This is a genomic window from Exiguobacterium sp. Helios, from assembly GCF_014524545.1.
In the GTDB taxonomy this organism is placed as follows: domain Bacteria; phylum Bacillota; class Bacilli; order Exiguobacteriales; family Exiguobacteriaceae; genus Exiguobacterium_A.
This window is the reverse complement of record NZ_CP053557.1, coordinates 1,241,345-1,260,268: the sequence shown is the minus strand read 5'-3', so window position 1 is coordinate 1,260,268 and position 18,924 is coordinate 1,241,345. Positions and strand designations below refer to the sequence as shown.

Genomic DNA, 18,924 nt, shown 5'->3' with positions numbered 1-18,924 from the left:
GCAAACGCTTTCATAAAATTATAGGAGGTCTTTTCATGAAACAAAAACGCTTGATTGTCGCGACACTCGCGACCGCTACTTTTTTAGCGCCACTTGTGCAACCGATTGCAGTAGGGGCGACGGCAGATAACGGCACGATGATGCAGTATTTTGAATGGTATGTTCCGAATGACGGCAACCACTGGAACCGCCTCGGCAGTGATTCAACAAAACTCGATCAACTCGGGATCACCTCCGTCTGGATACCCCCCGCTTACAAAGGGACGACCCAAAACGATGTCGGATACGGCGCTTATGATTTATACGATCTCGGGGAATTTAATCAAAAAGGAACCGTCCGGACGAAATATGGAACGAAAGCTCAACTGAAAACAGCAATCAGCCAACTACATACAGCCGGCATCGATGTATATGGCGATGTCGTCATGAATCATAAAGGCGGCGCCGATTTCACAGAAGCCGTGACAGCGGTCGAAGTGAGTGGCAGCAACCGCAATCAGGAAATCTCGGGGGATTACCAGATTCAAGCCTGGACCGGTTTTGATTTCGCGGCGCGAAACAATACGTATTCGAACTTTAAGTGGAAATGGTATCACTTTGACGGAACGGACTGGGATCAATCCCGTTCGAAAAGTGCCATCTACAAATTCCGCGGGACCGGAAAAGCATGGGATACTGACGTCTCGACCGAAAATGGAAACTATGACTACTTGATGTATGCGGATATCGATTTCGATCATCCGGAAGTTCAGCAGGAAATGAAGAACTGGGGCAAATGGTACGTCAATGAACTGGGTCTCGACGGATTCCGCCTTGATGCCGTCAAACACATCAAACACGGTTATCTCGCAGACTGGCTCGCGAACGTCCGTCAGACGACCGGAAAGCCGTTATTCACGGTTGCTGAATACTGGCAAAATGATCTCGGCACTTTGCAAAACTATTTGAGCCGAACGAACTATCAGCAATCGGTCTTTGATGCTCCGCTCCACTATAAGTTCGAGCAGGCGAGTAAAGGCGGCGGCTACTATGACATGCGGACAATTTTCGACGGCACACTCGTCAAGACGAATCCGGTTCAAGCCGTCACACTTGTTGAGAATCATGATTCCCAGCCGGGGCAATCACTTGAGTCGACCGTACAATCGTGGTTCAAACCGCTTGCTTACGCCATGATTTTGACGCGTGAACAAGGATATCCGTCGGTCTTCTACGGCGATTACTACGGAACAAAGGGCACGTCGAACCGTGAAATCCCGGCGCTTGCCTCAAAAATCGATCCGCTGTTAAAAGCGCGAAAAGACTTTGCCTTCGGAAAACAAAACGATTATCTCGATAACGCCGACGTCATCGGCTGGACCCGTGAAGGTGTGACGGATCGTACAAAATCAGGTCTTGCGACGATTTTGTCGGACGGTCCGGGCGGCAGTAAATGGATGTACGTCGGGACACAAAACAAAGGCGAAGTCTGGACGGACATCACCGGCAACAACACGGCTTCCGTCACGATCAATCAGGACGGTTACGGTCAATTCTTCGTGAACGGCGGCTCGGTTTCTGTCTACCGCCAGCAATAAGTTCAAAAAAAAACCGGTTGTTCACAGGACGTTTCCGTCCACTGAACAACCGGTTTCTTTTTATTCGGCGAGTCCGATGCTGCTGCGGACATGTTCGTCCTGTTCGATTGCTTCCAGTAAAAAGTGAGCGACATCTGCCCGGTTGATTTGTTTTGCCTGCTCCGGGACCCCGCTCTCTGTTTGGCGATACAAGCCGGTCAACGGACCGTTCATCAGACGAAGCGGCCGGGCGACCGTATAGGCGACGTCCGCCTGTTTCAACAGTTCAATCGCCTGCCGGTGATCCTTTAAGGGATTTTTTAGAATCTGTTGAGCAAGTAACCCCTGAGCACCGGGCAGTTCCTGGTCGACTCCCGCAGAAGCGACGTATCCGATCCGTTCGACCCCGTTCACCTTCATCGCATTCACGATTCGCAAGAGGCTCCGTTCTAAAAATCCACTGTATGCGAGACTCTCGGTCCCTAAGGCCGTCAATACTGCCTCTTGTCCCTGCATCGCTTGATTCACTGCGTCCTGGTTAAGTACGTCTCCTTCCATGACACGCAGTTTCTCGTCCGTCAACTCGAGTTTGTCTGCATTACGGACGAATGCCGTCACCGTATGTCCATGGGCAATCGCCTGTTTGACCAACTCCTGCCCGGTTTGTCCGGTTGCTCCGAAAATAATCAGTTTCATAAAAATGGCCTCCCTTTATCTGTTCTTTTACTCATGTACCCTTCCCTTTCAGTCAGTAATCGTCTGGCATTTTATAGTGAATCAGAAATAGTTTCTTCTTGTTTTCGATTTGTGCTAAAATTCAGTTAATAATATTGGGTATTTTTTCCTTAAGTTGCTTTGTTTCTTAAATCCTTTTCAAAACGGCTGTTTGAAGTTCATTCCACTAGACGGAGGCGTACATATTGAAATTACAACAATTAAAAGACCAGCTCAATACGATCTATCTCGGAAAGTCTGATGTCATCGATTTGTGTTTAACGGCATTGATCGCCGAAGGTCATATCCTCCTTGAAGATGTACCGGGTACCGGAAAAACGATGCTCGCTAAAGCCCTGGCCAACAGTTTCGACAGTGCCTTCTCCCGGATTCAGTTCACGGCCGACCTGCTGCCGTCTGACGTCATCGGTTCCGACTTCTTTAACATGAAAACCCAGGAGTTTGAGAATAAGCGCGGTCCTCTGTTTGCGAACATCGTTTTGATTGACGAAATCAACCGGGCTGTTCCGCGGACCCAGTCTGCTTTGCTCGAAGCGATGGAAGAGCGTCAAGTCTCAATCGGCGGGACAACGTACCAGATGCCGGCTCCGTTTTTTGTCATCGCCACGCAAAATCCAATTGAATCCGCCGGAACCTTCCCGCTTCCGGATGCCCAGCTCGACCGCTTCATGGTGGCGATTGAAGTCGGATATCCTGATCTTGAACACGAACGCCAACTGTTGAACGAAGTATTGGCGAACGTCCGGAAACAAGCCATCGGTATCGCGACAGGCGGCGACTTGATTACATGGCAGGAAGAAGCACGGCGCGTTCATGCGTCTCAGGATGTACTCGATTATCTATTGTCGATCGTCCAGGCAACCCGTCACCATGCTCTCGTCGAAGTCGGCGTCAGTCCCCGTGGTGCGATTGCTTTACTTCGGGCATCACAAAGTTATGCCTTCCTCAACGGACGCGATTTCATCATTCCGGAAGACATCAAATACTTGGCGAAACATGTCTTGTCCCATCGTTTAATGTTAACGCTTGAAGGCGGCATCAAAACGACGAAAGCCGATTTATTACTGCATCTGCTTGATGACATTCCGGTCCCGGTTGAAATGGGGTGATGTCATGCACATCGAACGTTCGGTTCCATTTTGGCTGGAACGCCGGCTCTTTTCCGTTTATGTCATTTTAACGTTCGTTTTCTTATTCATCCCGGGATTGTCCTTACTCGGTTTTTTATTCGCAGCAATCGCCACCGTTCACTACGTTGTCGGGCAGACTGAAAAACAATTGAAGCGCGACGTTGCCTTGGAATGGAAACATTACGAACCGCTGATGTTTAATCAGGAGTCGACTGCGTTGCGTTTGCAGCTGTTCGGTCTTGAAGCCCTTGAAAAATTAGGACTGAAGACCACCCTTCGGCTGCACACGGATAACGGTCTCATTTTCCCTGACATGGATCCGCTCCACCCGCATACGTATCATGCCGTCATCGGATCGGACGAACAAATTGAAATCCCGATTCAGGCGATGCGGCGGGGACCGGCGCATTTTGACGAACTCAACCTGACAATCCGGCTGCCGTGGCGGATGGGCGTGTATCTGTTTACCTTTGATGCATTTCCTCATTTCACGGTCTTACCTTCGCTGACGGCACAGGCGACACCACTCCTGTTGCATCGGCTTCGGATCGGGGATCGTGCCGACCGGTACTCTCCACTGAAAAATAAGCTCGTTCAACTGGGGGCAAAACCGTATACGGCTGAGCCGTCGAAAGAAATCGACTGGTATGCGACAGCCAAGACCGGCCGTCTGCAGACCAAGGTCTTTGAGACGAGCAATCAGGATACGTTCAGCCTCGCCTTGAATCTGTCCGGACCAAGCGGTTACGGACTGCATACGAACTTTGAGACGTTCATTGATCAGACAGCGTTTCTCGCAAGTGAGCTGATTAAAGAAGGCTGTAAAGTTGAACTGTTTTTAAACCATCTCGACGCAAACAACCGGATGACCCATTTAAAGCTTCAGGAAGGGCAGCCTCAACTGAAACAAATCCTGTTGACGTTATCGACCCTGTCGACGCGGGACACCTATATTCCAACCGGTCAATTCGAACGGTACGTCACACGTCGAAAACACCGAAATAGCCAATTGATTCAAATTGGTAATGATCATATTCAAGCTATCGGTTAAACCGTACTTGCAGGAGGGACAATATGCCGTCATTTCTCATCCGTAAAACCACTCAACTCGTGTTCGCCTTCTTTGTTCTGGTCGTCATCAGTGCTTTACCGCATCTGATTGTTCAGATGCGACCGGATTTCCCGAAGTATTTCAACGCAGTGCAACAACAGCTCAGTCTGTTGACGTCTTCACATCCATTAACGTATTACAATGCAACGGCTGGAGAAAACAGACTGTTACTTCCGGATCTTCAGCCGTTCATTCAGGAGACGCTCGTCATCTTCAGTAGCGCTCTGCTTTGTTCATCGATTGCGGCTTTACTTTATGCGTTTTTATTTTACCGGGCCGGAGCAAAAATCCGTTCCGTCTTGACGCAAACTGCCCGACTCCTGGAAATGATTCCTGATTTATTTTGGATCATTTTTTCACAATTCATCATCGTCATTTTATTCAAGACGACCGGATTTGATCAAATCGAGATTGCCGGCGGATTTAGCGATTCAATCCGTTTCCTGCCGATTTTGACATTATCCTTAACGACCGTTTTTTTCTTCATCAAATGGCTGACCGGTCGGATTCAGGAAGAACAGCATGCAAGCTACCTGGAGTTGGCCCGCGCAAAAGGTATCCACTCGTCCCGGCTGTTTTGGCAACATTTGATGCCAAATCTGTTTTATCGTTTTTATCTGTTTTTCCGGACGAACATCATTACGATTCTTTCGAGTCTGGTCGTCATCGAGTATACTTTTAACGTCCAGGGACTGTTTCGTTTTATCTTAATCAATCAGGATTTTTCGATACTGCTTGTTTTATTGCTTTTAATCTATCTGCCCTTTTTCATATTAGATACGGTGGCAGAACTTTGTATCCCCCGCTCGTGGAAAGGAGAGATTTCATGAGACGTGTTTTGAGATATGACTTCATCTTTTGGATGTGCCTGTTGTTCTTTGGAACATTGTTGTTACTCAGTTTCGGTAATGCCGTGTTTCGTGACGGACAGGTCGATCAAATTCAAAATCTCTATTCGAAAGACGGAACATTTATCGCCACCTCACCACTCGAACCCTCCACGGATCGTTGGTTTGGGACGGACCGTTCCGGAAACGATTTGTTTCAGGTGATGATTGAAGGGGCCAAGTGGACGATTGGTGTTTGTGTCAGCGTCGCCTTCGCCCGAATCGTTCTCGCCTTGCTGATCGGTGTCCCGCTCGCTTTCCGGGGAAAACGGCTGTATACGGCATTACGTCTTTTGCTGGACGGTTTCTTGATCATTCCGATTTCGTTGCTCGCCTTGTTTATTTTATTGCCGGCTTTCCTATTTATAGATCCCGCCTCGGTTCCGTCCGCGTTCTCGCGTGTCTTCCTCGAAGTCAGTGTCTTAACGGTACTCGGTTTACCGGCATTGGTGCTGTATTTAATCGGTGAGACCCGGCAATTGCTTGCACAAGAATTCATGCTTGTCGCCCGCACACTCGGCGGACGTCCTGGACATCAGTTTCGGGTACATATTTGGCCGCATCTGTTGCCGACGCTAACGATTGTCTTCATGCAACAGTTCGTTCAGACATTAATGGTCCTGATCCATCTCTCGTTGTTCGGCTTGTTTTTTGGCGGAACACTCGTCTTATTCGAAGGTGGCGCGGCCCCGATCATTTTTGAATGGGCATCCCAGTTCGGCTACTATTTCCTGCAATTCTCAGCCGTTTCGTGGATCAACCATCTGTTTTTAGTTCCGGCGATTGCTTTAGCTTTGCTCGTGTTCTTTGCCAACTTACTGACCAGCCGCCTCGAGCGCGCTTACCGCTTGCGCCGACAGCAAATAAGTAGTTCAACTACTCTGCTCGCTGAAGCGGAAGCGGCGACAGCCCATTTGTTTCACCCGTTTGATCCGGTCGACATTTCAATCAAATCCCAGGAGGATATATGAAGCGAATAATCATTGGTGCCGTCATTGTAATTTATGTGACGGTTTTTAGTTTTTCCATTTGGACTTATCAACACCCGGTCCTCACCAGTTCCGATCAGTCGAACTTACTCCCGACCCGTGTCAAACAGATTCGGTCGGCAACTTCGACGGATGACCTGAAGTCCTGGATTGAGCAAGCAAAACAACGCCAGGAGACGGTGTCGATTGCCGGTATGCAACACAGTCAAGGCGGGCAGACATACCTGCCGGACACGACAGTCCTTGATATGACCAAGTACGATCAGATTCTAGATTATACTCCCAGAACGAAACGGATTACCGTCCAAAGCGGCGCCACCTGGGGTGAAATTCAAGACCGGATTCAGCCGGACGGTCTAGCAATTCAAGTCATGCAGTCGCAGAATATCTTTACAGTAGGCGGCGCACTCAGCGTCAATGTCCACGGCCGGGATATCCGTTACGGTTCCCTGCTTGATACGGTCGATTCGTTTCGGCTGTTGCAAGCGGACGGTTCCGTCGTCAACGTCAGCCGGACGGAACATGCGGATTTATTCCGCCTGGTCCCCGGCGGATATGGTCTCTTCGGTATCATTTTGAACGTTACTTTGAAACTGACAAACGATGAATGGTACGCCGAGCAGACTGTCGCCTTGAATTATCAGGATTATCCGGCTTATTTCCGGCAACATGTCCTCGGTGACGATGACGTCCGTATGCACATCGGACGTATTTCTGTCGCGCCGGACGGATTTTTCAAAGACATGTATGTCACGAACTATCGTAAAACAGAGCGGACAACTCCGATTGAAGAGGAACCGCTCAAGCAAGAAACCATCATCGCTTTGCCGAAAGCATTACTCGGCATCTCCCGGTACAGCGACTTCGGAAAAAATCAGCTTTGGTCATTTCAGAAATCGTATTTCCTGAAGCAGAGTGGAACGTTCGAATCCCGTAACAATGTCATGCGTTCCGACAGTGCGTTTATGGAATATACGAGTCCCGGTCGAACCGAATTACTCCAGGAATACTTCGTGCCGGTTGATTCGTTTGTTTCCTACATCGATCAATTGCGGTCGATTTTGACAGCCGAGGAACTGAATGTCTTGAATATCACGATCCGGTATGTCGAGCAGGATGAAACAGCTGCCTTGTCCTATGCGAAACAGGATATGTTTGCCCTCGTCTGGCTGATCAATACGGAAACGGATCCGATATCAATCAACGAAACGAAACGGATTGTCCAAAAGTTGATTGATGCGACACTCGCACATCAGGGCAGTTACTACCTGCCGTACTATCCGTTCGCAACACGCAAGCAGTTCCATGACGCCTATCCGAATGCTGCTACTTTTAAAGAAGCCAAACAAAAGCAGGATCCCGATGGCCTTTTCATGAACCAATTTTATCTCGACTATTTTAAGTAAGGAGACGATGATGAACTATTCACTTTTTGTTCGTATTCAAAGCATGATTTTAATGAGCAGCAGTATCATTTTCCCGTTTTATTTATTGCTTGTCCGGCAAATTGGAGATTCCTATGCCCAGTTCGGTCTTGCCTACGGTCTCTTCACGCTGACTTCAGCGTTCGCTTACCTCGGAATCGGCCGCCTGAGTGACCGGTTCGGCGACCGCTCATTGCTTGTCACCCACACGTTTGGCATGGCACTGGTTTTATTGTACGTACCGATTGTGACGTCCATCAGTCACGTCTACCTGATTCAAATCATCATGGGGATACTTGGTGCGTTGCAAAAGAACACGGAAAAAACAATCCTTGCCCGGCAGGAACTTGCCTTAACGACGGTTGGCCGGACAATCGGCCGCTATCATTTCAAGACGTCCTTATGGTCGGCACTTGGAATCATAGCTGCCGGTTATCTGATTGATTTTTTAACGATCGGCAGTCTGTTTTACATCATCTCTGCCGTCTATTTTTATGTAACGTTGCGTTTACTGTGGGACCGTCCACGTTCAGGAAAAAACATACGGAAGATTCATCATCGGGTGTCGAAGCGGGTATAAAGAAGTAGAAGGGATGTGATCGTATGATTGACGTAACCCATTACTCCCAAACGTTCGGGAAACGCACGGTCTTGAGCGATGTCCAGTTTTCAATTGGTCAAGGTGAAATTGTCGGTTTAATTGGTCCGAGCGGTTCCGGAAAAACGACTTTAATCAAGTCGTTGATTGGTCTGCAACAACCAACGACCGGGACGATCATGGTTCTCGGCACCAAACAACCCTCGCTCGCCCAAGCGGAGAACATCGGCTACATGGCACAGTCGGATGCGCTTTATGAAGACTTAACGGCGCGCGGAAATCTGCGATATTTCGGAAAACTATACGGTTTAAAAAAAGCACGTCTTCGAGCACGTATCGAAACCGTCCTTGAATTCGTCGATTTGAAGAAAGATGCCGATCGTCCGATCCATCAATTTTCCGGTGGAATGAAACGACGACTCAGTCTGGCCATCGCCTTGATCCACGAACCGAGTCTTCTGTTGCTCGATGAACCGACGGTCGGGATTGATCCCGCGCTTAAGAAAACATTTTGGCATGAGTTTGAACAACTGCGCCAGTCCGGTGTAACGGTACTCGTCACGACACATGTCATGGATGAAGCTGAGCGGTGCGACCGGTTATTGTTGATCCAACATGGTCGTCTAATCGAAGCCGGTACCCCCAATGATTTGATTCAACGTTTTGGTTCCATCGATGAAGCTTTCATTCAAAAGGAGCGAGTATAATGCAAATTCTGACGGTAGCGGAACGTGTCATTTCACAAATTTTTCGGGATAAACGGACGATTGCCATGATGTTTCTCGCTCCCTTATTTGTTCTGTTCTTACTGTCGACGATTCTCGGTTCGAGCTCGGACGATGTGACAATCGGTACGGTCGATTTACCGGTGACCTTTCAAGATACACTGAAAACCAAAACAGATATCCGCACCTTTTCAAGCAAAGCGGCTGGTATCACTGCCATGAAGGATCGACAGATTGATGGCTTGATCACCTTTCAAAAGAATCAGCCGAAAATTTTAATTGAAGGCGGCGACATTTCAAAAAACGCCGCAGCGCTCCAACTCATTCAAGAAACCTTGATCACGATTCAAGGAAAACAAGCACTCACAGCCAACACGAAACTCTCGGCAACCGTTCAACAGTTGCAACAACAATTGACGCAATTAACGAATCAAACATTCGATACGCCGCAGCCTGCATCACCCACTCTTACCAAACCCGACATCCAATTTTTATACGGCAATCCGGATGCTGAATTATTTGATCAAATCGCTCCTGCCTTGATGGGGTTTTTCATCTTCCTATTTGTCTTCATCATTGCCGGTGTCAGCTTTTTACGGGAGCGGTCGAGCGGTACACTCGAACGGACGCTTGCGACGCCGCTCAAACGCTCGAGTATCGTCTTCGGTTATTTTGTCGGTTTCTTTTTATTCGTCACGATCCAGACGATTCTTATTCAGTTATTCATCGTCAACGTGCTTGACGTGACGCAACAGGGAAACTACTTCTTACTTTTGTTCGTCAATCTCCTGACGGCAAGTGTCGCCTTGTCGCTTGGTTTACTGCTGTCGAGTTTTTCCCGGACTGAATTTCAACTGATCCAGTTCATTCCGTTAGCAATCGTGCCCCAGATTTTCTTCAGCGGGTTGTTTGATTTGGGTGATGCGCCCGTATGGGTCGAAATCATTAACCGGTTGATGCCATTGACTTATGCCGCGCATGCTCTGCAAAATATCATGACTCGGGGCTACGGGCTTCAAGACATTTGGCTCGATCTTGTCGTATTGGCAGGTTTTGTCCTCCTGTTCGTCGCACTCAATATGCGGGCTCTCAAAAAACAACGCCCGGTCTAAGAACATCGACTTCATTTCCCGGACTCCATTGACAATCCATTTTTTTCCTTATACAATCAAAAAAAAGCGAAATGAGGCCGACCAATGTAAATCCATCTAGATTACCTACCCACTAACTAAATACGAACGATGTGGAGGTTTTATAGATGAACCGATTTACAACTTTACTGGTCAGCCAGTGGGTAGCAAATGCGGGAGACGCGCTCTACATCGTCGCTCTCATTGCTACCCTGTACGCTCAGACCGGACAAGCAAGTACTGCCGCCCTATTCCCGGTTGCCGTGACGGCAGGCATGACGCTCAGTGGATTTTTCTTTGCCGATGTCGCAAGACGGTTTCGTCATGCTTCGCTCTTGTTATACAGTCAGCTTTTAAAAACGATCAGCCTCGGTCTGATTGTGTTTCTTGATTTACCGTTCGGTTATCTGTTAGGATGCGTCGTCTGGATTGCCTTTCTCGACGGGTTTGCCCGGCCGCTTGAGAGTGCTTTCCTGCCGCGGATCACAGACAACCTTCAAAAAGCTAACAGTCTGGTCCAGGGAACAAATCAAGTCGTCCAACTCGTCATGTGGCCGCTTGGCGCGATTTTTGTCAGTCTCGGTTCTGCCGATCTGGTCCTGACGATTTCGTTTTTCCTGTTTGTCCTAGCGAGCATCTGGACTGCTCTGTTTCGTCATCAAGTCCGTGAACTCGCGGATCCTGTCCAAGAAACGCAGGAAACACCGTCGTTCCGCTCTAGCTTCCGCTATACGTGGACGACTGAGCCGGCCCGCTTGAATACAACGTTGCTCGGCATCGATGCCTTTGCCAGTACGGCTTGGATTTCAGCGTTGTTCCTCGTCTATATCGACACGCATCTTCATGTGTCTGACAGCTGGTGGGGCATCTTAAATGCGTTTTATCTGCTCAGCATGATCGGTGGTAGTTATTACATGCTCCGCCGGACCAAGTCCGCCTCCCTGTTAACGCTTAGTGTCGCATTATCGGTCGGAGCAACCGTCTTGTTTGCGTTCGCACCGCATGTGGTCTTTGCGATTGTCGCCTGTGTGTTGCAAGGGGCCTCGAGCCAACTACGGGCAATCGAGCTCAATACACGTTTACAGGAAGCGACGCCTTCCGCCCGTTTGCCGTATGTCTACAGCATGCAACAAACAGTATATACGCTCAGCTTTTGTCTCGGCAGTTTGTTATTCGGACTGCTTGCAGACCGGTTAAGCATCGAGACGGTCTACTGGATTGCGGCCGCGGTCGCCCTGCTGATGTTCTCTTCCGCCCGACGTTTGCGCCATACTGTTTCAGTGCAGGATAAACAGCATGTTTCATAAGACAAGACATAACCAAAAAGAAGTATTTCCGGACTTCATACCGGAAATACTTCTTTTTCCTTACACATTTCGACTTTTTCGATATCGTATCAAGAGTCCTGCCCCGATTGCTCCACAGACGAGTCCGAGATAGAAATAGGCTCCGTCAAGACCGGCGTCTTGACTAATTTGTCCGAAACCCAGTCCAACGCCGATTGTCACAAGGCTCTCAAGCATCGAGACCATCGAGCTCCCTGTCGCCCGCGAGTCATCTGTCAAATTGCCCTGCAACCACGTTGTCAGGACCGGTTCGGACCAGCCATAAATTAGAAACAAACCAAATAAGACAAGCACCGACCATGGACTATCGATCAGGGAAAGTAATATGAATCCGCCAGCATACACGAGCAAGAGAACGCTGAGAGGAACAAACGGACGGTTCGGTTTCGGCAAAAGATTACCGAGTGCTTGGGCAACCATCAGTCCAATCAAAATCGTGCCAAACCAGGAGACCGCAATTTCTCGATCCCGGACATACAATTGCCAAAACTCATCCAAGAAAGTGATCGTCGTACCAAATGAAATGCTGAACAACGTAATCCGGGCAAAAGAAGGAAATACCTGCCACCGACACCGGTCGCGACGCGTAACAGGAACCACTGTTCGTCCGGACGTGTCCGGTTCAATCAACAGGCAACTGGCGAAGAAAGCCAGCATCAAACAGCCAAGAGAGAGGTCATAATGCACTGTCAGCTCATACGATGTCGCAAGCCAAGCTCCAATCAGCGCTGCAACACCGGCTGCTGCAAGACTTGTCGCATTCAGACGGCTAATCGTTTTCTCAAAACGTTCCTTTTGTAAAAGTTGCTTCATCGTTTCGTAAATCAAGGCCTCTTCCGCTCCGCTGACAGCAGCACTTCCGATTCCAGCCAGCACCATGGCAAGTAAAAAGGACGACAGTTCATATGCCTGAAGCAATATCCAAAACGATAATGTTTCAAACAGCACACCCGTTACGAAGCTGATTTTTCGTCCCAACCGGTCAGCGACCAGACCAAACGGCACTTCGAGAACAACCATCGTCAACGCAAATACGATTTCAGCATACACGACGTCCTCCACCGTCATTCCACGTTGTTCCCAAAACAAGCGCTCGATGACATACGCGGGCAGACAGGCTGTCAAAAAGCGAATCAGGTACAGCAGACGGATATTCCGGCGAAGTCGAACCTAACAAGGCGGCCGTATATTTTTCATGGTGAATTCCTCCTTTTTGAATGATATCATGCACCCTGTTTTTTACTTTTCCCGTTTCTGTTTCTTCCGAATCGGATTACACAAAAAAGCAGACGACGGATAGTCCGTTGTCTGCTTCTGTTTCAGTCTGCTTATCTTTTATGGTCTTTCGCATGTTCCATTCCAGTAATTGTTTCAAGTGAACTCACCTGCACGAACGGCAATTCGATCGTAAAGATCGAGCCGCGTCCTTCTGTTGATTCCACATGGATCAAACCCTCGTGGGCACGGACGATTTCCTGACAAATCGCGAGGCCGAGACCGGTACCGCCAATTTTCCGACTGTCTGAATTATCGACCCGGTAAAATTTACTAAACAGTTCAGGCAACGCGTGTTGCGGAATCCCGATTCCTTCATCGATAACCTGAATCCGTAACCGGTCATCCAATGCTTCGAGCTTAAGCTCAATCTCCCCGCCATCCGGTGAATACTTGATGGCATTATTAATTAAATTCCCAAACAACTGCCGCATTTTCGGTTCGTCCGCTTCAATCCAACGAAGCGGCTGATCCCCGGTTTCAAGCGTCAGTTGATGGTTGCTCGTTGAACCGGCATGAAATTCCGCGACTTCCTGAATCAAGTTTCCAAGATCGAGTTTTTCGAACTGATAGTGTTGCTGACTCGATTCCATCCGCTGAACATCCAGGAAGTCGTTGACGAGACTCGTCAGACGCTGTGTCTCCGAATGAATCGTCGTCAAATACCGCTGTTGACGATCGACCGGTAAGTCTTTCGCCAGCATCAGCTCGGTATACCCGAAGATTGACGCAAGCGGCGTCCGCAACTCATGAGACACCGTCGAGACGAACTCCGACTTCATCCGGTCGATACCGGTCTCAATCGTCACATCCCGCAGTACGAGCATCGTTCCGCGGAAACGGCCGCCGTACTGAATTCCTTCCGCGTACACTTGAACGAACCGTTCCTCTTTGTTTAAGGATAAGGACAAGCCTTCAGTCGGAATCTCATGACGACAGACCCGACTCATATATTCGAGGAACGCTTCATGTTGATCGACCTGGACGGCCAATTCTTCAATCTTGACATCGAGCGTCATCAATCCCTCATCAAATTGATCGTGAGACGGATGATGGAACAAAGCAAGCAATGGTTTATTGGCAAAAATCTTGTCGCCTTCGATATAAATGACAGCTTCACGGATCGAATGCAACAGTTTCGATGTTTTCTCGCGTTCCCGCTCAATCTCATCAAAGACCCGCATCCGAAGCAATGACAAGGCCAGTTGACGCGAGAACGACCAGATTTCTTCCGTTTGATCTTCATTGAACTGATCCCGATAACGGACTAGATAAATGCTGGCAATCATCGTGTTAGTTGACGGATCCATGACAGGAACCACCGTTTCATACATGCTGTACGGGTAAGGCAGCGGATGATCACTCGTCACTTGTTTCGTCGAACGGACGGCATGTTTGTGCATCCGTGCCCGTTCAAGTAACGAAATCGAAGAGTGTAACAACTGATGTTCCTGATCCGGTGTCATCCCGTACGACACGATATCCGTATAACGGTCGTCGTCAAGGAAGACGATGGCACCAAGCTCGGCATCGGTGATCGTAATTAATTTTTCAATGATTGCGGGGTAAGCCGTCAATGTTTCACGGGAAGCGAGTGTTTCCGTCAATTCATTGCGGTATCGCAGATGGGTTTCGTTCCGCAATGTAATATCAAGTGCTTCCTCGAGTTCTTCTTGCTGCATCTGTAATTCTTCTTGCTGCGCGACGAGTTCTTCCTGCTGACTTTGCAACTCATCGTTACTTGAAACGAGTTGCATCTTTTGGGAAGAAATCGATGCTGCCATCTGATTGAAAGTTGTCGTTAATTCACCGACTTCATCCTGTGGATTCACAACTTTGATTGGTGTCGCATCCTCGCCTTGTGCGAGACGGCTGCTTTCCCGATTCAACTGACGCAATTGTCCGGTCAAACGCGAGACAAATGGACGGACAAGCAACGCAATGATCAGCAGGAGAACAGCCAAATTAATGAACCCCAGCACCTGTGAAGCGTTAACCTGTTTTCCCAGCTTTTCTTGCGCCGCGAGCTCTTGTTTGTTTAATGAGTTGCGGTACTTCGTGAATACTGTTTCCATATCGACGATGCTTGAACTCATATCCGCTGCACTTTTCGTTTTGATATTGAACTTCCGTTTTGGATCGAGTGTCGGTGCTTTCGTGACTTTTCCGAGCGTTGCCATCTGCAAGAACGGTTCGGTTACGTCCCCGTCTTTTTTAGCAGCGACGTAGTTCGTCAGACTCGGCATGACGCGTTGCGTATACGCCGTATAAAGCGATCGGGCATCTTTTGCATACTGTTTTTCTTCTTTAAAACGGGCATTTTTCTCAAACCACGTTGTTTGTTGATTGATGTTCGTTTTTTTACGTTCAATTTCTTCCAGCATTGCTTCATCGCCTAATAAGACGAATCCGCGCATTTCATACTGAAGACTTTGCCATGATTCATATAAGTTCGTCGCGCGTGTCCGATGATCGTTTAATGTCAGCAGTTCCTGACGTGATGTCTGAACCTGACTTTTCGTATAAAAATAAACGCCGGCTGAGGTCAGCACGAGTGTCAATATAATCATATAGAAGGCAGACATAATTTGGCGTCCAATCGTTCGATTAAGCCATGACTTCATCTATTCATCCCCCTCTACTGTAAAAACTTAAATTAATCGTTTCTAAACCTCATTCTAAAGCTTTTTTAAGCAAAACCACTAAATATGCTCAAAAAAGACCACTTTTCATCTAACTTTAATCTAAACGGTTGTATGTTACAAACAGATGTCACAAAACAGGAGAAAATTTCGTTCATTTGGAGATTTTTACAAAAAAAGCCCGCTCCGATAGACGGAACGGACAGCCATTTAAAAATTAGAATGGTTCGTAATCTCTGTATTTTGTTGATTGACATACATCTGATGATGATGCGTACTCGAATGACGCCGGACAGGTTCTTCATCTGCAAGTGGATCCCCGTCCAAAATGCCAAGCCGCGCATATTGGGCCGAAACAGCTTGTTTCGTCGTCGCCTGCACTTGATCCGTCTGATGAATCAACGATGCAATTCCTTTCGCCAACCGGAACGGCTCCAGATTCGTTTTTTCGACTGGAAACGACGGCAACGAACGGAGATAGTCAAGATATCGTTCGGCACCGTCTTGCGATGGTGTCACGAGTTCCGACGCGTGGTGACGAAGCGACTGGGTCAGACTGTGTGTCGAGGCCCCCTGTGTGATCATCGAAAACAGACCGATTACGAAAATACATACGATGATCCCAAAAAAAAGCATCATAAAAACCGGCATTCCGGAAAAAAAGCCGTCACCTTCGATGTACAGCAACAGTCGGTTGCCGTTAAGCAATGAAGCGATTCCTGATAACGACATACAAACCCTCCTCGTTTCGTGTGATAGTTACTTTTACGCAACACGAACAAGAAGGGTTTCCGTTTTTTGTTAAGTTTCTAAGGAAACTTCCGCATTAAACCAATCTTCAACAAACAAAAAACCGTTCGGGGCATCAATCCGGTAAGAATACAGGACGGCAAAGTCACCGTCCGCCATCATCGGTAAGGTGATTTCCCGTAAGATGGCCTTCACTTCTTCCGTCATGACCGTTTCATAGCGGACGAAATCGTCTTCCCGGGTTTCCCGTTCCGTCAAATACGGTAACAATAATGATTTCCCAAACGATTGGGGATCATCGATGACTTCTGCCGTCACTCCGAATAATTCCTCCGCTTCCTCGATCAAGGCATCCGCTTGTCCAATCGTCACTTCGTTCGGAAACCAGACCGTCAGTTTTGTCCCTTCTTTTAAAAATTGTTCAAACATCGGTATAAAGGTTCTATTTTCCATCAAATCGTAATGCATCAAGCTTCTCCCTTCACAAACTCGAATTTCAATTGGTGTTGTTCCAAATACAGCATCGCCTGGAAGGTCCGACCGTTTTTTTTCATCTCAAGCGGCTTTGTTTTGCCGTTCGCGAGCATTTTTTTCAGTTCGGTTTGCGTCAGGCGCGCCCCGAGAATCGTCTTCGGCAGGGTAAACCCGCAATTGTTCTTCTGATAGGCACTACACCCGTAAAACTTGCCCCGATCGAGCAACTCTGCCTGACAGACCGGACAGATGCCAACCGGCCGGTTCGTTGCGCCCCGCGCCCGTTTTGCCGGTACCTGGGTCGGATCGACTTCCAATTGTTCGACCCGTGTTTTCGCATCCTGGACTAAATGTTGCGACAGCTTCTTCGCTTGATCAACGAACTGGGCCGCTGAAGCCTCACCCTTCCCGATTTGGTCGAGCCGGCTTTCCCATTTCGCCGTCATCTCCGGCGAGGCGAGAATACTTCCGCTGACAGCTTCAATCAGAATCCGGCCTTTCGCTGTCGGATACAGTTCTTTTTTCTTCACTTGAATGTATTCACGTCGTTTCAACCCGTCAATGATACCGGCTCGGGTCGCCTCCGTTCCCAGTCCCTCGATTTCCTTCATGATGGCTTGAAGTTCATTTTCAAGCACTTTTCCGGCCGTTTTCATCCCGAGAATCAAAGTTCCTTCCGTGTAGCGTTTTGGCGGTTCCGTTTGTTTCTCGAGTAACTTCGCGCTTTTAATCGGCATCTTTTGTCCGATTTCAAGTGCCGGCAGTTCCTGCTCTTTCGCTTCAATCTTCAAGACTTTCTTGAATCCTAACTCAAGCGACCGGCTGCCTTTTGTGATGAAGCGGTCCTGTTCCCGTTCCGTGATGATTTCCGTTTTTTCCGACCGGGCATCCGGGGCAAACGCCGCCAGGAAACGACGGACGATCAAATCGTAGACTTGTGCATCACGTCCTGTCAGTTTCGCAACAGCTCCCGCTTCTTCCGTCGGGATGATCGCATAATGATCGCTGACCTTCGCTGAATTGACGTACCGTTTATTGTTCGTAATGTTGTTCGTCACGATATCCGTCAGTTCGGTATACTCCGGCTGTTTCAGAAGTCGTTTTAAAATCGTCGGGAACTGACCGGCTTCATCTTTTGAGACAAAGGATGAATCCGTCCGCGGATAACTGATCCAGCCCCGGATATACAGTTTTTGCGCAATATCAAGCGTTTCCTTTGCGCCGAGTCCGAAACGCCGGCTCGCTTCCGTTTGCAACAATGACAAACTGAACCAGAACGGCGGTTTTTCGACTTGTTCCGTCTTTTCGACCGCTGCTACGGTACCGTTTCCTGTTGTTCGGGCGACAATTGCTTCTGCGAGGCTCCGTTCTGTAAGCTTCGTTTGTTTTTTAGCATTGATGTACTTCCCTTTATACCGGGTAAAGTCCGCCTCGACTTCAAAAAACGTTTCCGGACGGAAATTCTCAATCTGCTTTTCCCGTTCGACGATCAAGGATAATGTCGGCGTCTGGACCCGCCCCAGTGAAAAGACGTCAACGATGCCTTTTTTCTTGAGCAGCGTCGTATAGGCACGGGAAGCATTCATCCCGATCAACCAATCGGCACAGGCACGGCTCATCGCTTCATGAAACAGATTTTCGGTTTCCTTACCATCCAGTAGATGAGCAAAACCGTGATCGACGGCCTGCGGTGTCAGACTGGAAATCCAAAGACGTTGAATCGGTTTCGCATTGTTCGCCAGCCGGAGAATCAATCGGACGATTGCCTCTCCCTCTCGCTCGGCATCCGATGCTATAATGATGGAAGTCGTCGTCCGTTCGTTCAGTAATTTCTTGATGACTTGGAACGCTTTGCTTTTTCCGCGGGATAACCGGTAGTCAAACCGTTCCGGAATAATCGGGAGATGATCATAGTTCCATCGTTTCCATTTGGCGTCATAATGCGCCGGTTCCTGCAGCTCACATAAATGTCCGACGGCATACGCCAGTTTCGCTCCTGCCGGAAACCGGTCACATGGTTTGATTTCAATATATCCGTCCCGTTTGACCGATGGATACGGTGCTGCCAGTTTTTCAGCTTGTTTCGGTTTTTCCGCAATGATTAATTGCATTGATTCACCCTCTTTTCCTTACTTCAGACACGCGGAGGTTA

At 48.4% G+C, this 18,924-nt stretch carries 16 protein-coding genes; 10 read left to right on the top strand and 6 right to left on the bottom strand.

Annotated features, from left to right (window positions below):
* Window positions 1–35: 35 nt before the first annotated feature.
* Window positions 36–1,577, top strand: a complete 1,542-nt coding sequence (gene amyS / locus HNY42_RS06445) for an alpha-amylase (protein ID WP_131503062.1) — start codon at window positions 36–38, stop codon at window positions 1,575–1,577.
* A 60-nt stretch (window positions 1,578–1,637) separates the two neighbouring features.
* Here the strand turns inward: amyS and HNY42_RS06440 are convergent, their stop codons facing one another.
* The gene (locus HNY42_RS06440) at window positions 1,638–2,252 is read right to left on the bottom strand and encodes an NAD(P)-dependent oxidoreductase (RefSeq protein WP_131973150.1); all 615 of its coding nucleotides are present in this window, start codon (window positions 2,250–2,252) and stop codon (window positions 1,638–1,640) included.
* A 224-nt stretch (window positions 2,253–2,476) separates the two neighbouring features.
* Here HNY42_RS06440 and HNY42_RS06435 point away from each other — a divergent pair, with 224 nt between their 5' ends.
* The 9 genes from HNY42_RS06435 (at window position 2,477) to HNY42_RS06395 (ending at window position 11,592) form a co-directional block, all read left to right on the top strand.
* On the top strand, window positions 2,477–3,400 hold the full coding sequence (locus tag HNY42_RS06435) for an AAA family ATPase (protein ID WP_131503065.1): 924 nt from the start codon (window positions 2,477–2,479) through the stop codon (window positions 3,398–3,400).
* Window positions 3,401–3,404: 4 nt separating this feature from the next.
* Entirely contained in the window at window positions 3,405–4,472 is a 1,068-nt protein-coding gene (locus tag HNY42_RS06430; protein WP_188005280.1) for a DUF58 domain-containing protein, read from the top strand.
* A gap of 23 nt (window positions 4,473–4,495) precedes the next feature.
* Window positions 4,496–5,362 carry an ABC transporter permease subunit gene (locus HNY42_RS06425; RefSeq protein WP_188005279.1) on the top strand — a complete coding sequence of 289 codons (867 nt, stop codon included), beginning with the start codon at window positions 4,496–4,498 and terminating at the stop codon, window positions 5,360–5,362.
* Window positions 5,359–6,390, top strand: a complete 1,032-nt coding sequence (locus HNY42_RS06420) for an ABC transporter permease (RefSeq protein WP_188005278.1) — start codon at window positions 5,359–5,361, stop codon at window positions 6,388–6,390. Before HNY42_RS06425 ends, HNY42_RS06420 begins: the two co-directional genes overlap by 4 nt.
* Window positions 6,387–7,814, top strand: coding sequence for an FAD-binding oxidoreductase (locus HNY42_RS06415; RefSeq protein ID WP_188005277.1), 1,428 nt, complete (start codon window positions 6,387–6,389; stop codon window positions 7,812–7,814). Before HNY42_RS06420 ends, HNY42_RS06415 begins: the two co-directional genes overlap by 4 nt.
* Before the next feature lie 10 nt (window positions 7,815–7,824).
* Window positions 7,825–8,412 carry an MFS transporter gene (locus HNY42_RS06410; protein WP_188005276.1) on the top strand — a complete coding sequence of 196 codons (588 nt, stop codon included), beginning with the start codon at window positions 7,825–7,827 and terminating at the stop codon, window positions 8,410–8,412.
* 23 nt (window positions 8,413–8,435) lie between these two features.
* On the top strand, window positions 8,436–9,137 hold the full coding sequence (locus HNY42_RS06405; RefSeq protein WP_131973152.1) for an ABC transporter ATP-binding protein: 702 nt from the start codon (window positions 8,436–8,438) through the stop codon (window positions 9,135–9,137).
* Window positions 9,137–10,267: an ABC transporter permease gene (locus tag HNY42_RS06400; RefSeq protein WP_188005275.1), complete on the top strand. Its 1,131-nt coding sequence runs from the start codon at window positions 9,137–9,139 to the stop codon at window positions 10,265–10,267. The genes HNY42_RS06405 and HNY42_RS06400 overlap by 1 nt, the downstream gene beginning before the upstream one ends.
* Window positions 10,268–10,413: 146 nt before the next feature.
* On the top strand, window positions 10,414–11,592 hold the full coding sequence (locus HNY42_RS06395; RefSeq protein WP_188005274.1) for an MFS transporter: 1,179 nt from the start codon (window positions 10,414–10,416) through the stop codon (window positions 11,590–11,592).
* Between the two features lie 60 nt (window positions 11,593–11,652).
* Here the strand turns inward: HNY42_RS06395 and HNY42_RS06390 are convergent, their stop codons facing one another.
* The 5 genes from HNY42_RS06390 to HNY42_RS06370 all read right to left on the bottom strand — a co-directional run bounded on the left by HNY42_RS06390 (window position 11,653) and on the right by HNY42_RS06370 (window position 18,883).
* Window positions 11,653–12,720, bottom strand: coding sequence for an MFS transporter (locus tag HNY42_RS06390; protein WP_370528992.1), 1,068 nt, complete (start codon window positions 12,718–12,720; stop codon window positions 11,653–11,655).
* 239 nt (window positions 12,721–12,959) lie between these two features.
* Window positions 12,960–15,530: a HAMP domain-containing sensor histidine kinase gene (locus HNY42_RS06385; RefSeq protein ID WP_131503077.1), complete on the bottom strand. Its 2,571-nt coding sequence runs from the start codon at window positions 15,528–15,530 to the stop codon at window positions 12,960–12,962.
* Window positions 15,531–15,758: 228 nt separating this feature from the next.
* Window positions 15,759–16,280: a hypothetical protein gene (locus HNY42_RS06380; protein ID WP_188005273.1), complete on the bottom strand. Its 522-nt coding sequence runs from the start codon at window positions 16,278–16,280 to the stop codon at window positions 15,759–15,761.
* A 69-nt stretch (window positions 16,281–16,349) separates the two neighbouring features.
* Window positions 16,350–16,766, bottom strand: coding sequence for a hypothetical protein (locus HNY42_RS06375; protein ID WP_131503079.1), 417 nt, complete (start codon window positions 16,764–16,766; stop codon window positions 16,350–16,352).
* Window positions 16,766–18,883 (bottom strand): DNA topoisomerase III, encoded by a 2,118-nt coding sequence (locus HNY42_RS06370; RefSeq protein ID WP_188005272.1) that lies wholly within the window; start codon window positions 18,881–18,883, stop codon window positions 16,766–16,768. Before HNY42_RS06370 ends, HNY42_RS06375 begins: the two co-directional genes overlap by 1 nt.
* Window positions 18,884–18,924 lie beyond the last annotated feature (41 nt).

Bases quoted from the DNA above. Each gene is read 5' to 3' on its own strand.
- amyS (WP_131503062.1), top strand. From the start codon at position 36: ATGAAACAAAAACGCTTGATTGTCGCGACACTCGCGACCGCTACTTTT.
- HNY42_RS06440 (WP_131973150.1), bottom strand. From the start codon at position 2,252: ATGAAACTGATTATTTTCGGAGCAACCGGACAAACCGGGCAGGAGTTG.
- HNY42_RS06430 (WP_188005280.1), top strand. From the start codon at position 3,405: ATGCACATCGAACGTTCGGTTCCATTTTGGCTGGAACGCCGGCTCTTT.
- HNY42_RS06425 (WP_188005279.1), top strand. From the start codon at position 4,496: ATGCCGTCATTTCTCATCCGTAAAACCACTCAACTCGTGTTCGCCTTC.
- HNY42_RS06420 (WP_188005278.1), top strand. From the start codon at position 5,359: ATGAGACGTGTTTTGAGATATGACTTCATCTTTTGGATGTGCCTGTTG.
- HNY42_RS06415 (WP_188005277.1), top strand. From the start codon at position 6,387: ATGAAGCGAATAATCATTGGTGCCGTCATTGTAATTTATGTGACGGTT.
- HNY42_RS06410 (WP_188005276.1), top strand. From the start codon at position 7,825: ATGAACTATTCACTTTTTGTTCGTATTCAAAGCATGATTTTAATGAGC.
- HNY42_RS06405 (WP_131973152.1), top strand. From the start codon at position 8,436: ATGATTGACGTAACCCATTACTCCCAAACGTTCGGGAAACGCACGGTC.
- HNY42_RS06400 (WP_188005275.1), top strand. From the start codon at position 9,137: ATGCAAATTCTGACGGTAGCGGAACGTGTCATTTCACAAATTTTTCGG.
- HNY42_RS06395 (WP_188005274.1), top strand. From the start codon at position 10,414: ATGAACCGATTTACAACTTTACTGGTCAGCCAGTGGGTAGCAAATGCG.
- HNY42_RS06385 (WP_131503077.1), bottom strand. From the start codon at position 15,530: ATGAAGTCATGGCTTAATCGAACGATTGGACGCCAAATTATGTCTGCC.
- HNY42_RS06380 (WP_188005273.1), bottom strand. From the start codon at position 16,280: ATGTCGTTATCAGGAATCGCTTCATTGCTTAACGGCAACCGACTGTTG.
- HNY42_RS06375 (WP_131503079.1), bottom strand. From the start codon at position 16,766: ATGCATTACGATTTGATGGAAAATAGAACCTTTATACCGATGTTTGAA.
- HNY42_RS06370 (WP_188005272.1), bottom strand. From the start codon at position 18,883: ATGCAATTAATCATTGCGGAAAAACCGAAACAAGCTGAAAAACTGGCA.